Source organism: Corynebacterium sp. HMSC072G08, assembly GCF_001809185.1.
Taxonomy (GTDB): Bacteria; Actinomycetota; Actinomycetes; order Mycobacteriales; family Mycobacteriaceae; genus Corynebacterium; species Corynebacterium phoceense.
Genome location: NZ_KV796449.1, coordinates 19,114 through 33,782 on the forward strand (window position 1 = coordinate 19,114; position 14,669 = coordinate 33,782).

Sequence of the window (14,669 nt, forward strand, 5' to 3'; positions counted from 1 at the left end):
CAGTCTAGCCCGTGCCCTAATTTCCGCCGCGGCCGTTGCCGTTATTGCCGCCAAAGATCTCGTTAAGAAGATCGTCGACGTTATCAGCGCCCTCGCCCAAGTCGCTGGGCAACGAGGTAGGCAGCTCCCGGGTGAGATCCGGCGTCTCCGTCACTGTCTCGGTGACGGTCTCCGTCTGGGTCTGCGTGACGGGGCTCGGGGTGTCCGTCACCGTCGCCGTGGCCGTCTGCGTAATGGTCTCCGGAGCAGGCGGCTCCTGGTTTGCGGCGCGCGTATACATATAGGCCAACGCCGCGAGCGCGATGAGCGCCAACACGAGCAGGCCGACGAGAATGCCCGTCAAGCCACTTCCCGAGGAGCGCTCCTCCGGCACGTCATAGGAGCGCGGCGGCTCTTGCCGTGGTGCCTGCTGGGACGCCGGTTGGGGTGCCGGTTGCGGTGCTGGCTGCTGGTACTGATAGTTCTGATACTGCGACTGCGCTGGCTGCACACGCGTCTCGTCTTCCGGGAAGACCTGGCGCGGACGCTCGAACTGCTGAGTCTCGTCGCTCATCCGCTCGTTCCGGCCATTATTGGGGGTGTTAGTAGGCATGTATAAAGAGGTACACGGTCAACCTGTGAGTCGGCTGAACAGTCATCCCCCTTAAAAGCATGCATAAATATGTAAAGCGTCGAGTCTTCCGTTATTGACAGACTGACCGTCCTAGTGTGAACTAGCCACTTAGCCTAGGACCGAGAGATGTGCTGACCTCCCACTCCCCCGCGATAGCTAAAGCCCACACCCCACCCAAACATGGAAATTTCGTACAGGTACCGAGAGTTTGGGTCGGCTCTGGGCGCCAACCCCACACCACACCCCACCCGTACTGTGGATTGCTGTACAGAATCCGTGAGTTCGGGTGGGGTTTCGGCATGCGCGTGGAACCTCCACGCTGCTGGCTCAGTCCAATAGGTCATGACGATCTACACGACGCGACAACTCCGAGAGCTCGGTACAACCAAGACTCGCCAGAACAAGGCGGTAGCCGATGGCCGACTCATTAAACTCAAGGCCGGTATCTACTCAACTACGGGAAGCCTCGCCGACATCGCGAGTCCGTATCCCGAAGGCGCGGTCACCGGTCTCAACGCCCTGGCCCTCCATGACTTGACGGAAGAATCTCGCCCCGTCTTCCTGCGCGTGCCGCACATCAGAACGCCATTGGCGAATTCACACATCCGCCTCATCCGCTCCGAGGCCCCAAGCAGATCCATCAACGACATAAGGACAGTCAACGTCGCGCAAGCCCTCTCTGACGCGCTCGCCCATGAGAAGCTCGAGAATCCGGGAAATCTCCTGCTCAATCACTACACAGGCGTCCGCGGCGGTGAGCGTCTCGAAGCAGATTTAGCCCAACTAAAGCGCCCCAGCGCCATTCGAGAACTTGCGTTTAAGGCAGGCGTGGGCACCGCCTCCAAGTGGGAACGCACAATGCTGTTTCACTTGCGCAAGGCTGGCCTCGAGCCTGTGCCCAATTTCAAGCTCGAGGCCTATTACTGGGACCTCGCCTTCCCCGCAGCCCGCGTCGTCATCGACTGGGATTCGCTGCATTATCACTTGCCGCACAACAACAATGACACCTTTTATATCGGCCTGTGGAAATCCATTCAGGCCGTGCAGCTCGGCTGGGCGCCTCTGAAATTCACCGATACATGCACGAACTATCACTTCGAGTTAGTGCGCGACGTTATCAAGGAGACCGTTGCACACCGCACCACACTGCGCCCGCACTCGCCGGTCCCGGGGACGTTGAAGAGTCCGGCCTGGCAATTCCACGAGGGGATTAGTTTTGGCACAAGCTTCTAGAGATACTGCCAGCTCTCGCGGACACGGTTGAACCACCAGTCGCGACGCTCAGCAGAGGCGGCCAACTCAGTGAGGCGGTCCTCCGACGGCGCGGGGTGCTCCACGCGCAGGAAGCCGTCCACGAGCTCGCGCGGCGGACAGACGTCCTCGATAAAGAGCGAGCCGGTGGCCAGGCCGGCGGCGGCCGGGGTGACGTCGATGTCTTCATCGTCGAGGATCTTGGGGAGCGCGGCCACGGCAGCGAGGCCCATGGAGATTCCCACCGACGTGTCGAGCGCCGAGGCCACCGTGATGTCCATATGGTGTGCACGCAAGTCGTGGGCGATCTGCAACAGTCGCTTAACCCCGCCGAGGGGCGCGGCCTTGACCACGGCGACATCGGCAGCTTGAAGTTCGGCAACGCGGTAGGGGTCTGCGACCTTGCGAATGGATTCATCGGCAGCAACGCGCACAAAAAGCCCAGAGCGCATGAGGCGCGAGCGGACCTCGGCGAGTTCCTCGGCGGTGCGGCAGGGCTGCTCCATGTAGTCAAGCGGCATGAGCGCCTTGGCGGCCTCGATGGCCTCGTCGACGCTCCAGCCGCCGTTGGCGTCCACGCGCAGGACGGGAACGCGGCCCATGTCGTGGACTGCCTCGCGCACGGCCTGAACGCGCGCGACGTCGTCCGCGAGCGTCTGGCCCGGCTCGGCAACCTTGATTTTGAAGGTGCGGCAGCCCGGATAGCGCTGCATGACCTCGGGCACCATCTCCGCCGGCACGGCCGGAATGGTTCCGTTGACCTCGACCTCGGAGCGGACGGGCGAAGGGAAGCCCTCGTACGCGGCCTCGAGGCCAGCGGCCAGCCAGTGCGCGGACTCTTCGGGGCCGTATTCGAGGAAGGGCGCAAACTCGCCCCAGCCGGCGGGCCCCTCGATGAGGAGAGCCTCGCGGGTGGTCACGCCGCGGAATTGTACGGCCAGCGGAAGGGCAACCACGCGCGCGCGGTCAAGGACGTCGTCAACGTTAATCTGCATACGACCCAGAATAATGCACCCCACGAGGTGCGACTGGTCCACACAGGGTGATAACCTAACCAGGAAAGGTTATAACAACCGCGGTTAGCCTTCTATCGCTCCTCGGAGCCCCACCGCCAGCAGCGCATGCCAGGCGGCAGCTCTTCGTACCAGTGAAGGAATTGACTTACCGTGCTCTATCTCATCATCGCCCTCGCGGCCATCGCGGCCGTCGTGTGGCTCATCTATAAAAAGGTTCATGCGGCCGCCGCCATCTTCGGAGTAGGCGTCGCCCTCCTCATGCTCGCCGCACTCACCGGCCGCGCAGACATGCGCACCACCGAAATCGAAGCCACCGGCAACGCCTTCTACGACCAGCTCCTCGTGGTCGACGCCCTGTTCAAGGCTCGTTTCAGCGGCATCGGCATGGCGATTATGGTGCTCTTCGGCTTCGTGTCCTACATGCGTCACATCGGCGCGGACGCGAAGACCGTCGTCGTGCTCTCCTCGCCGCTCAAGCGCTTTAATGGCTCCTATTGGTTGGTGCCCGTCGGCTTCGTCATTGGCTCGCTGCTCTCACTCGTCATCCCGTCCGCCGCAGCGCTTTCCCTGCTCCTTGTGGCGACACTTCTGCCGGCGCTCATCGCCGCAGGGCTCACGCCGCTCACCGTCGCCGCCATCGTCGTGACCTCCTCGACCATCATGCCGACGCCGCTCGAGGCTGGTCTCATTCAAGGCGCGGATCTCACGGACATGTCCGTCACCGAATTCGTCTACGGCTCCGTCGCCCGCGCCACCGTGCCCACCCTGCTCATTACCGCGTTCGTCCACATGTGGTGGCAACACCGCTGCGACAAGTCGGACCGCAAGCACTACATGGAAGAACACGCCGGAGAAGCCACCGAGGAGAGCGAATCCGAACGCACTGCCCGCGAAGCCATCGAGCGCGCCGCCGGACTGCCGGGTTTCTACGCTGTCCTGCCTCTGCTCCCGCTGCTACTTATCATCATCTCGGCCATTCTCAATCGCACCGGCGTCATCCCCTTCGAGGCTGACATCCTGCCTGTCACGGTCGTCTCCCTCTTCATTGCGATGATCATCGAGGCTATCCGCGGCCGCTCCATCGAGACCGCCATGGACTCCACCAAGTCCTTCTTCAAGGGAATGGGCGAAGGCGCAGCCGGCGTAGTCGCCCTCCTCGTGGCCGCCGCAGTCCTCGTCGAGGGCATTACCCAAATGGGCGTCATCGACATGCTCATCGACGCCACCAAGGGTTCGTCCGGCGCCGCCGTCATTATCGTGCTCATCTTCGTCGCCGCGACCGCCGCGATGTCCGCGCTCACCGGCTCCGGCACCGCTCCGTACTTCGCCTTCTCCGAGGTCGTCCCTGGCCTCGCAGCCGAGACGTCCATTCACGCGCCGCAGATGCTCACCGCGATTTGGGGCACCTCCAACCTCATGCGCCAGGTCTCCCCGGTCAATGCCGCGGTCCTCATCGTCTCCGGCGCCATCAAGGTCAACCCCATTCGCCTGGTCAAGCGCACTTCTGTACCGATGATCACCGCGACCATCCTCAACACGCTCTTCGCGTTCATGTTTATTGGATAATCGTGTGTAACGATACGCTCCCCACAGACCACAAGCGAGGGAGAAAGGAAAGGAACTCACCATGTTGTTAGCTGAAGCCCTCGCCGAGCGCGCCGAAGCCCAGGCCCGCCTCGACGAACTACGCTCACGCATCGTCGCCGTGGCCCGCGTCCAAGAGGGCGATACCCCGGACGAGGATCCGGCAGAGCTCCTCGCGGAGGCGGAACACCTCGTGGACCGCATCGACGAGCTGGTCAAAGCAATCAACGCAACAAACTCGGCCACCGCGTTCGACGCTGAGCGCAACCTCACCGCGGCGCTCGCGGACCGCGACGGACTCATCCGGCGTCGCCGCCTGCTTGCCGATGCCGCCGAAGCCGCCGCCGCGCGCCAAGACCGGTTCTCCCGCAGCGAGATTAAGTTCGTCTCCACCCTCGACGTCGCGGCGTTGCGAAAGAAGATCGACGAAGTCTCCAAGGCCTACCGGGAGCTCGACACAAAGATTCAGCAGAAGAACTGGAGCACCGAAGTCGTCTAAACGTAGTTGGTAGTCCACGCCACCCCACATCAGCGAGCGCACCTCGGCCTTGGACGAGAAAACCCAAGGATTCTGTTGGCAGCCTGGTAGCGGAGCAGGCTGGGAAGTTCAAGTCTTCCCACCGTATTGCGCAGTCCGCCGCACATGTCACAGGAGCACAAGCGGGTAACAACCCCGCGCACCGCTCACATATCACCACCACCGCGCTGGGATGAGGGAACGTGGACGAGGGTTGGGCAAGGGGACTACACGTTCAAAACAGCGGGGACGCGATGACGCGTCCCCGCTTTTCGCATACTCACGGGGTCTAAATCACAATCACTTGCAATAAGTGTCGGGAGTATGTACATTTTTCAATGTTCAACAGATTGAACTCTTTACTTCAATTTTAGAGAAATGAGAGATACGCACGTGAAACGCATTCCTGCGCTCGTCACCCTGTGCGCCGCCGCGCTGGCCTTGAGCGCGTGTTCGAGCGATGCGAGCGCCGACAAACCGAAGGACCACCTCACCGTTTTTGCCACGACGGGCTACCTGGCTGACGCCGTGCACAACATCGCGCCGGACGCCGAGATCACCACGATGGTCGGCCCGGGCGGCGACCCGCACACGTACCAACCCACGACGAAAGACATCGAGGCCATGCAGTCCGCGGACCTCGTCGTGTGGAACGGCCTGCACCTCGAGGCACAGATGATCGACCAACTCGAGTCGCTGGGCGACAAGCAGATCGCGGTCGGCGACAAGGTGGACCAGGCGGGTCTGCTGCCCTGGCCGGAGCGCAGCGCGGACGGCGAGAAGCTCTACGATCCGCACATCTGGAACAGCCCGGAGCTGTGGACCCAGGTCGTCGACGCGCTGGGCGCCAAGCTCGGCGAGGTCGATAAGGACAACGCCGCCGCCTACGTCCAGGCCGCGGATGACTATGAGAAGCAGATTCAGGCCGCCGAGGACAAGGCGCGTGCCGAGCTGGAAAACGCCACGCCCCGCGTCCTCATCACCGGCCACGACGCCTTCAACTACTTCGGTAAGACCTTCGACTTCGAGATTCACGCGACGGACTTCGTGACCTCCGAGGCTGCGAAGTCCCCGACGGAAATCTCGGAGCTCGCCGATACCATCGCGGAGAAGAAGATCCCCGTCATCTTCCAGGACAACCTGGCGAACCCGCAGGCGGTGACCTCCCTCAAGGAGGCCGTGCACGCCCGCGGCTGGAACGTCACGGTCTCCTCGGAAGAGCTGTTCGCGGACACGCTGGGCCCCGACGCCCCGAATGACACCTACTTGGGCGCCTTTGAGCACAACGCTCACGCCGTCGCGGAGGCGCTCACCAAATGATAAGACTTGCAGGTCTCACCGTCGCCTACGGGTACACACCGGTGCTCGAGGATGTAGCCATTACCTTTCGCACTGGAGCGATGACGGGGCTCATTGGCGCCAATGGCGCTGGTAAGTCCACTCTCATCAAGGCGGCGGTGGGCCTGCTACCCGCTCCCGGCGCGCAAATCGACATAGACGGCACCGTGGGCTATATGCCGCAACATGCAGATATCGATTGGGACTTCCCCGCCACGCTTATTGACGTCGCGCTCATGGGCCGCACGCCCCACCTACGCTGGTGGCAGTGGCCGAGCCGCAACGACAAGCAGATCGCGGACCACATGCTCGAACGCGTCGGCCTAGCTGACAAACGCAACGATCCCATCAGCGCCCTGTCCGGGGGCCAGCGCCAGCGCACGCTGCTTGCGCGCACCCTCGCATGTGAGCCGGACATCCTCATCCTCGACGAGCCCTTCGCCGGCGTCGACCAACAGAGCCAGGCCACGATCACAACAATCCTCCGGGAGCTGCGAAACCAGGGCACGACCATCATCCTCGTCCACCACGACCTCGCCGAGGTCGCCGAGCTCTGCGATGACGTCGTCCTCGTGGCGAACCGCAAAATCCTCGCCGCGGGCCCCACTGAGACCACTCTCACCGAGTCCGCCATCTCCGAGTTGTTTAGTCTGCCATGATCCTCACCGAGCTCTTCACCAACTACACCTACCAGCAGGCACTCGCGGGCACCGTCACCATCGGTGCGTGCGCCGGGGCGCTCGGCCCGCTGGTCTATCTGCGCCGGCAATCCTTGCTTGCCGATGCCGTCTCCCACTCCAGCCTGCCCGGCCTCCTCATCGCCTTTGTCACGGCGACCGCGCTTGGCATGAACGGCCGCACTGTCGGAGTCCTCGTGTGCGGCGCCGTGGCCACCGGACTGCTCGCCGTCGCCGCCATCCACACCCTCCCCCAGGTCACCCCCTTGAAACAGGATGCCGTCATGGCCGCTGTGCTCACCACGTTCTTCTCCGTGGGCATGCTCATCCTGCAGTACGTCTCGCGCACGCCGTTGCCGGGCAAGGCTGGCATCCAGGACTTCTTACTCGGCAACGCCTCGACGCTCACCCGCGCCGACGTCGTTACCTCCCTCGTCATCGGCGTGGGCATCCTCGTCGTGCTTGCCGTCGTGCACAACCATCACTCCGTCATGATTTTCGATCCCGCCTTCGCCCGCGTCACCGGCACGCGTACAAGAATCATCAACACACTCGCCTTCGTCGCCATCACGGTCATCACCGTCCTCGGCGTCAAGGTCGTGGGCGTCGTCCTCATGGTCGCCGTCGTCGTGAGCCCCGCCGCCGCGGCCCGTCAGTGGATCCACCGCCTCCCCACCTTCATAGGTCTCGCCTCCTTTCTCGGCGCCGCCTGCGCCGTCCTAGGAACTGCACTGTCAATCCACTTCGCCATTCCCACCGGCCCCACCATCGTCCTCGTGCAGGCGGCCGTTGTCGCCGTGTCGCTCGCCGTCTCCCCGCGCCGCCGGGCGGTGATCGCATGAGTCTCGCACTTGCCGCCTGCCTCCTCGCCGTTGCCACGGCTCTCGCCTGCGCGCTGCCCGGCGTCTTCGTCGTACTCAAGCGCGAATCCATGGTCATCGACGGCATCGGCCACGCGGTCCTGCCCGGCATCGCCGTGGGCTACCTGTTTACTGCGGACATTGACTCGCCAGTCCTGCTCGTGACGGCGGCATCGGCAGGCTTAGCCGTCGCCCTCGGTACGGAATGGCTGGGACGCTCCGGCCTGCTTGCGGGCGATGCCCCGCTGGGCCTTATCTTCCCGGCGCTCTTTGCCGCCGGCGTCATCCTCATCTCCACGCGCATGAGCCACGTCCACCTCGACGTGCATGCGGTCCTGGTGGGCGATCTCAACCTCGTCGCGCTCACGCATCCGGGCTACGCGCTCGTCATGGCCATCATCGCGATTCTCAACGTCACTTTTTGTGCCGTTGCCCTCCCGCGGCTTACAACCAGCACCTTCGATCCCGCCTTCGCACACAGCGCAGGCCTGCGCACTCGCGGACTCCACGTCGCCTTCATGGCGCTCGTCTCACTCACCGCGACGGCCGCCTTTCAGGCCGCCGGCGCCATGCTCGTCATCGCACTCATGGTCATTCCTGCGTGTGCCGCACGCCTGCTCACCACGCGCGTGATGACCATGCTCGCCACCGCGTGCGGGATTGGCATCCTGGGTGCCCTGGGCGGATTCTGGTTGGCCTATCACCTCAACGCGGCGACCTCCGCAGGCATGGCCGTCACCAACGCGGGGCTGGGTGTCCTCGCTTTCCTGATCTCACGGCTGCGAACGACTAGATTTGTCAGTCATGAGCGAGCAGAGAACTTACAGCACGGACAACCCGTTCAAGCCGGAATTGTGGACTAAGGTCCCCGGCTTCGAGGACCTCACGGACATCACGTATCACCGCTTGATCGGTGAGAGCCGCGCCGACGGCATCGTCCGTATCGCCTTCGACCGCCCGGAAGTGCGCAATGCCTTCCGCCCGCACACCGTGGACGAGCTCTACCACGTCCTCGACCACGCGCGCCGCACCCCCGATGTGGGCACGGTTCTGCTCACCGGCAACGGCCCCTCCGTGAAAGACGGCGGCTGGGCCTTCTGCTCCGGCGGCGACCAGCGTATTCGCGGCCGCTCGGGCTACCGCTACGCGGATGGTGAGACCGCGGACACCGTCGATACCGCCCGCGAGAAGGTCGAGGGCGGCCGCCTCCACATCCTGGAGGTCCAGCGGCTTATCCGCACCATGCCCAAGGTTGTCATCGCCGTGGTCAACGGCTGGGCCGCGGGCGGCGGGCACTCCCTCCACGTCGTCTGCGACATGACGGTCGCCTCGCGCCAGGAGGCCCGCTTCAAGCAAACCGACGCGGACGTGGGATCCTTCGACGCCGGCTACGGCTCCGCCTACCTCGCAAAGATGGTGGGTCAGAAATACGCCCGCGAGATCTTCTTCTTAGGCCGCACCTACGACGCCCAGCGCATGTACGAGATGGGCGCCGTCAACGAGGTCGTCGACCACGCCGACCTTGAAGACGCCGCCATCCAGATGGGCCGCGAGATCAATATGAAGTCCCCCACCGCCCAGCGCATGCTCAAGTTCGCCTTCAACCTCACCGACGATGGACTTATGGGCCAGCAGGTCTTCGCCGGCGAGGCCACCCGCCTGGCCTACATGACGGACGAGGCCGTCGAGGGCAAGAACGCCTTCCTCGAGAAGCGCGACCCGAACTGGGACGAGTTCCCGTATTACTACTAGTCAGGTTCCACAGACTGCCATGGTTTATCTCGCCATCGCCTTCGCCGTCGTTGCCCTCTGCGGCATCATCGGCGCCCGCGTCTGGATGATCAAAGGATTGCGCGACGCCCGCGACACGGACGAGCGCCCTTTCGATCACGACGATGATCTGCGAAATCCCTACCAATAGTAAGGATTGTAAGCGACTGTCCAGAACCGCGAATCTTTCATCAAGTTTTTTATCAAAATGGGTGGATGAAATATCAACATTGGTCTAAAATCTCATTTTAGAACTGAACCTCAGTAAGCGCTGGCTAGTTTCCAGTGGCGAATGCTCCAGCCGGCTCCCTCGGGAGCCGGCTTTTCTCATAAAGGAATATCCATGCCTATTTCCCCTGCCCCCACCCGCTATCGTGTTGGAATCGATGTCGGCACCTATTCCCTCGGTATGTCTGCAATCGCCATCGATGACAATGATTATCCCGTCGAGATTCTGAGCTCGTTGTCTCTTATCCACGACTCTGGATTGGATCCCGACCAGCAAAAGTCCGCGATCACCCGCCTCGCATCCTCCGGAGTCGCTCGACGCACGCGCCGACTCTACCGCCGTCGTCGTCGCCGCATGATCAAACTGGAAAAGTTCCTGTCGGCCCAAGGCTGGAAAACTATTCCCTTTGAACAATACTCGGATCCTTACTTGCCATGGAAGGCCCGTGTTGAACTAGTCAATGAGTTCATCACCGACCCCGATACCCGCGGAGAAAAGCTCTCCATTGCTCTCCGCCACATCGCGAATCATCGTGGATGGCGCAACCCATATATCAAAACTGTTTCACTCTACAATCCGGGCGACTCTAGCGATGCTTTTCAACAAATCCGCACGGAACTTGAAAAACGAGTAGGCCATAAGATCCCCGAAAATGTGACCGTTGGACAGCTTATTGCTTTCGCCAAGTTTGGCGAGGATAGGCTCAGAGGCGGCGGGAAGGCTAAAGATCGCGCAAAAGAAAAATCTGGAAACACCGCGGCCATCAAGCATGCGATCATTTCAGCTCGTCTTCAACAAGTTGACCATGCACGCGAAATCAACGAAATCTGCCGCGTACAAAAAATTGACGATGACCTCCGCAAGAACATCATCGATTTGGTCTTCGCTGCAGAGTCACCCAAGGGCGCCCAAAAAGGACGCGTAGGGAAGGACCCGCTGCAACCAACCAAGAACCGTGCTTTGAAGGCTTCCGACGCATTTCAGCGTTACCGCATCGCGGCACTAATTGGAAATCTGCGAATCCGCAACGGAGAATCCAAGAGTGAGCTCTCCCACGAACAACGACTGCTCGTCTTCAATTATCTGACAAATCTCGATCATAAGACGGATGCATCGTGGATAAACATCGCTGAGCTGCTCAATATCGACCGCGGCGATCTACTTGGCACCGCGACAATGACGTCAGATGGTGAACGCGCAGGTGCCCGGCCTCCAGTCCATGACACCAATCGCGCAATCCTTGGATGCAAGGTTAAGCCTCTCGCCGCATGGTGGAGATCCGCATCATGTGCAGAGAGGCAAGCAATGCTCAAGGCCTTGTCGAACGCAGAAACAGATGACTTCGATTCTCCTGCTGGCGCAGTTGTACAGGCATTCTTCGCAGAACTTGATGAAGAAGAACAAGGAAAACTAGACGCGCTGCATCTTCCGATGGGGCGCGCAGCCTATAGCGAAGACACACTTGTCCGTACTACCAAACGAATGCTTGACGAAAATCTCGACCTTCACCATGCACTGCGCGCAGAGTTCGGCATTCCCGAGGATTGGACGCCTCCTGCACCACGCATCGGAGAACCAGTCGGAAATCCAGCTGTCGATCGTGTGTTGAAGGGCGTCGCTCGTTGGCTCGAGGCCGCAGCCGCTGAATGGGGAGCCCCTGAATCGATTGTCATTGAACACGTCCGCGACGGGTTCGTCAGTGAAGCTAAAGCCCGCGAGATAGATCGAGAGAACAATACGCGCGCCGCACGCAATCAACGATTGTTCCACGAGATGCAAGAGAGACTCGGCGTTGACGGCATAACCCGAAGTTCCGACCTGTGGCGCTATCAGTCCGTACAACGTCAAAATTGTCAATGCGCTTACTGCGGATCGACTATCACGTATCAATCATGCGAAATGGACCATATCGTACCTCGAGCTGGAGAAGGTTCCACCAACGTTCGTTCCAACCTCGTGGCCGTTTGTCATCGTTGTAACCTCGCCAAGAAGAACATTCCTTTCGCCGTATGGGCAGCTAAATCGACTATTCCTGGAGTAAGTCTCAAGGAAGCTCTCGAGCGCACACGTCACTGGGTTGAAGATTCCGGACAGAGCAAGAAGGACTTCAATAAATTCCGCGATGAGGTTTGTCAGAGGCTCAAGCGCACAACCTTCGACGAACCTCTCGACGCTCGCTCCATTGAGTCCGTTGCATGGATGGCGATTGAGCTTCGCGGTCGCATAGCGCAAAGGTTTGCTGAGGATGGAACCAACGTAGCTGTCTACCGCGGGAAGATCACAGCCTTGGCCCGTAGCGCTTCAGGCATTTCGGGCAAGCTTCGGTTTATCGGCGGGACGGGAAAGTCTCGTCTAGACCGCCGCCACCATGCCGTCGATGCCGCCGTTGTAGCCTTCGTCAAAAATTACATCGCAGAAACTCTCGTAAAAAGAGACAGCATGCGCCGCGCATCTCATCTCACTCAAGGCACCTACCAGTGGAAAGAATTTACTGGGTCAGATGCCGCACACCGTGCCGCCTGGAATGCATGGGTTCCGCGTATGCAAAAGCTTGCAGCACTGCTGCAACAAGCGCTCGACGAAGATCGCATAGTTGTTACATCGAACTTACGTCTGCGGCTCGGAAATGGCCGTGCTCACGAGGACACAATCGGCAAGCTGAAGAAGATTCGTCTAGGAAACGCAATCAGCGTTCAGGACGTCGATCGTGCCTCCTCCGAGGCGCTTTGGTGCGCGTTGACACGTGAGTATGACTTCGACCCTAAAGAAGGTCTACCGGCAAACGAGACGCGCCGGATCCGAGTCAACGGTACTTGGCTCGAAGCTGATGACCTCATCGAGATCTTCCCCGTGGGAGCAGGTGCTATTAAGGTACGTGGTGGTTACGCTGAGCTCAGCCACTTCCATCACGCACGGATTTACAAAATTCCAGGGAAGAAAAAGCCGAGCTACGCAATGCTTCGCGTCTATGACGTCGACCTTGCCAAGCACAGGAACGAAGATCTCTTCACCGTGGAGCTCAAGCCTCAGACCATATCTGTTCGACAAGCGGAATCGAAGCTCCGTGCTGCGCTCAGCGATGGCTCTGCCGAATATCTTGGATGGATTGTCATCGACGATGAACTACATATTGACACTGACGCATTCGCGACAGGGCAGATAGCTGCAATGCAAAAAGAATTCGGCAAACAAACTCGTTGGCGCGTAGATGGATTTTTCTCGTCATCCAAACTCCGTCTTCGCCCCCAATTGATGAGTGCAGAAGGACTCTCCGACAAGAATTCGGCAGAGTCCAAGAAAGTAATCGAACGTCCAGGCTGGTTGCCTGCAATCAATAAGGTGATCGAGCTAGGCAATGTCACCGTCATTCGCCGTGATTCCCTAGGCCGCGTGCGACTAACGAGTGCCGCTCATTTGCCGGTGAGTTGGAAAGTGGGTTAGCAACATGAACGCTGGATGGCAAGTACTGGATTGCATCAATTTAAAAGGGTCAATCCGCTATAAGCGCGGACAACTTGTCGTCCAAACCGACGACTCGGAAAGGATCTTTCCGTTAGCACAAATCGCTGTTGTGCTGATCGGGATCCAGACAACTATTTCGGGCTCCGTCATTGCAAAATTGAGTGAATACGATATCGCCTTGCTTGTGTGTGACTGGCGCTCTATCCCCACCGCAGGCGCTGTTCCTTGGCGGGAACACACCCGGATTGGAGCGCGACAACAAGCTCAAGCTCGGCTTTCACTTCCGCGCAAAAAGCAAGCTTGGTCGCGTATTGTCAGTGCAAAGATTTCGGGTCAGAATCGAACGCTAGCAGCCATTCAAGGATCACCGTCAAAACTGCTTTCCGAGCTAGCTAGAACAATTCGCTCGGGTGATTCCGACAATTTCGAGGCACGCGCCGCCCGCCATTACTGGGCTGCGCTCTCGGGGGAAACAAAGTTCTCGAGGTCACCGGGCGTAGGAGGTGATGCGTGGAATTCTGCGCTTGACTATGGATACACGTTGCTGAGAGGGTACGGTATCCGTGCAATTTGTGCTGCAGGCTTGGTCGGCACTTTAGGACTATTCCACCACAGCAGAAACAATAGCTTCGCATTGGTCGATGACCTAATGGAACCTTTTCGGCCGATGGTCGACCAGATTGTATTTGAAAATCTTGACATTAGAGATGAATTATCGCCGACTTTCAAACAACAGTTATCGCTCGGACTTACGTCAAAATTTGACTCGTCAGGAAAGTCAGTCCCGTCTATTTTCATCGACTTTGCCCAATACTATGGTCTTTATGTTGAAGGCGAAGTCGAAAGCTTGAGAGTTCCGATCTGGTCAGGTGAGTTAAATGCCAGCGACGGGAAGTGAACCTGTGTGGTGCGTGGTGATGTTCGATCTTCCAGTGAAGACAAAACCTGAAATGCGCGCCGCAAATCGCTTTCGTAATCAGCTTCTAGATCTAGGCTTCTGCCGAGCTCAGCTCAGCGTTTACGTTCAATACTTCCCGCTAGCTTCGCGAGTTTCGACCACTGTCTCGCAGATCAAAACGGAGCTACCCCATGGTGGAGACATCCGAATTCTATCCGTCACCGATCACCAATGGTCCAAGGTAATCCGCTTTTCCAAACATGATGAAGTTCCACCAGAAGAAAAACCATCTCAACTAGTAATTTTTTGACAGCGATCGACAAATAACCCCCAGGTAATTAGCCATTTTCAGGCCAACCTGAAGTCTATCAGGGGTTTTGAGAACTGAACCCCAGCTTTCTCACTCGCGGGCCGCGCCGCCATGGAAGTCTATCAGGGGTTTTGAGAACTGAAC

At 59.7% G+C, this 14,669-nt stretch carries 14 protein-coding genes; 12 read left to right on the forward strand and 2 right to left on the reverse strand.

The features are described from left to right. Nucleotides 1-16: 16 nt before the first annotated feature. A complete protein-coding gene (locus HMPREF2559_RS09750) occupies nt 17-553 on the reverse strand; it encodes a hypothetical protein (protein WP_070540528.1) in 537 nt (178 codons plus the stop codon). 402 nt (nt 554-955) lie between these two features. On the opposite strand from HMPREF2559_RS09750, the gene HMPREF2559_RS09755 reads away from it, so the two are divergent. After that, nucleotides 956-1,846: a hypothetical protein gene (locus HMPREF2559_RS09755; protein WP_083297821.1), complete on the forward strand. Its 891-nt coding sequence runs from the start codon at nt 956-958 to the stop codon at nt 1,844-1,846. On the opposite strand, the gene HMPREF2559_RS09760 is transcribed toward HMPREF2559_RS09755, so the two are convergent. Then, nucleotides 1,843-2,859, reverse strand: a complete 1,017-nt coding sequence (locus HMPREF2559_RS09760; RefSeq protein ID WP_066490401.1) for an o-succinylbenzoate synthase — start codon at nt 2,857-2,859, stop codon at nt 1,843-1,845. The two genes, HMPREF2559_RS09755 and HMPREF2559_RS09760, sit on opposite strands and share 4 nt — an antisense overlap. A 171-nt stretch (nt 2,860-3,030) precedes the next feature. On the opposite strand from HMPREF2559_RS09760, the gene dcuC reads away from it, so the two are divergent. From dcuC to cas2, 11 genes are all read left to right on the forward strand, one after another. After that, the gene (gene dcuC, locus HMPREF2559_RS09765) at nt 3,031-4,446 is read left to right on the forward strand and encodes a C4-dicarboxylate transporter DcuC (RefSeq protein ID WP_066489849.1); all 1,416 of its coding nucleotides are present in this window, start codon (nt 3,031-3,033) and stop codon (nt 4,444-4,446) included. A 61-nt stretch (nt 4,447-4,507) separates the two neighbouring features. Next, nucleotides 4,508-4,963: a DIP1984 family protein gene (locus HMPREF2559_RS09770; RefSeq protein ID WP_066489845.1), complete on the forward strand. Its 456-nt coding sequence runs from the start codon at nt 4,508-4,510 to the stop codon at nt 4,961-4,963. A 396-nt stretch (nt 4,964-5,359) separates the two neighbouring features. Then, nucleotides 5,360-6,301, forward strand: a complete 942-nt coding sequence (locus tag HMPREF2559_RS09775; RefSeq protein WP_141628533.1) for a metal ABC transporter substrate-binding protein — start codon at nt 5,360-5,362, stop codon at nt 6,299-6,301. After that, nucleotides 6,298-6,978: a metal ABC transporter ATP-binding protein gene (locus HMPREF2559_RS09780; protein ID WP_066489834.1), complete on the forward strand. Its 681-nt coding sequence runs from the start codon at nt 6,298-6,300 to the stop codon at nt 6,976-6,978. The genes HMPREF2559_RS09775 and HMPREF2559_RS09780 overlap by 4 nt, the downstream gene beginning before the upstream one ends. Then, the gene (locus HMPREF2559_RS09785) at nt 6,975-7,838 is read left to right on the forward strand and encodes a metal ABC transporter permease (RefSeq protein ID WP_066489827.1); all 864 of its coding nucleotides are present in this window, start codon (nt 6,975-6,977) and stop codon (nt 7,836-7,838) included. Before HMPREF2559_RS09780 ends, HMPREF2559_RS09785 begins: the two co-directional genes overlap by 4 nt. Continuing rightward, the gene (locus HMPREF2559_RS09790) at nt 7,835-8,719 is read left to right on the forward strand and encodes a metal ABC transporter permease (RefSeq protein ID WP_066489825.1); all 885 of its coding nucleotides are present in this window, start codon (nt 7,835-7,837) and stop codon (nt 8,717-8,719) included. The genes HMPREF2559_RS09785 and HMPREF2559_RS09790 overlap by 4 nt, the downstream gene beginning before the upstream one ends. Next, on the forward strand, nt 8,661-9,608 hold the full coding sequence (locus tag HMPREF2559_RS09795) for a 1,4-dihydroxy-2-naphthoyl-CoA synthase (RefSeq protein ID WP_066489817.1): 948 nt from the start codon (nt 8,661-8,663) through the stop codon (nt 9,606-9,608). The genes HMPREF2559_RS09790 and HMPREF2559_RS09795 overlap by 59 nt, the downstream gene beginning before the upstream one ends. 19 nt (nt 9,609-9,627) lie before the next feature. Continuing rightward, nucleotides 9,628-9,777: a hypothetical protein gene (locus HMPREF2559_RS13060; RefSeq protein ID WP_168162248.1), complete on the forward strand. Its 150-nt coding sequence runs from the start codon at nt 9,628-9,630 to the stop codon at nt 9,775-9,777. A gap of 192 nt (nt 9,778-9,969) precedes the next feature. Next, the gene (gene cas9, locus HMPREF2559_RS09800; RefSeq protein ID WP_070540530.1) at nt 9,970-13,296 is read left to right on the forward strand and encodes a type II CRISPR RNA-guided endonuclease Cas9; all 3,327 of its coding nucleotides are present in this window, start codon (nt 9,970-9,972) and stop codon (nt 13,294-13,296) included. A gap of 4 nt (nt 13,297-13,300) precedes the next feature. Next, nucleotides 13,301-14,215: a type II CRISPR-associated endonuclease Cas1 gene (gene cas1, locus HMPREF2559_RS12500; RefSeq protein WP_083297822.1), complete on the forward strand. Its 915-nt coding sequence runs from the start codon at nt 13,301-13,303 to the stop codon at nt 14,213-14,215. Beyond that, nucleotides 14,196-14,525, forward strand: coding sequence for a CRISPR-associated endonuclease Cas2 (gene cas2 / locus HMPREF2559_RS12505; RefSeq protein WP_083297823.1), 330 nt, complete (start codon nt 14,196-14,198; stop codon nt 14,523-14,525). Before cas1 ends, cas2 begins: the two co-directional genes overlap by 20 nt. Nucleotides 14,526-14,669 lie beyond the last annotated feature (144 nt).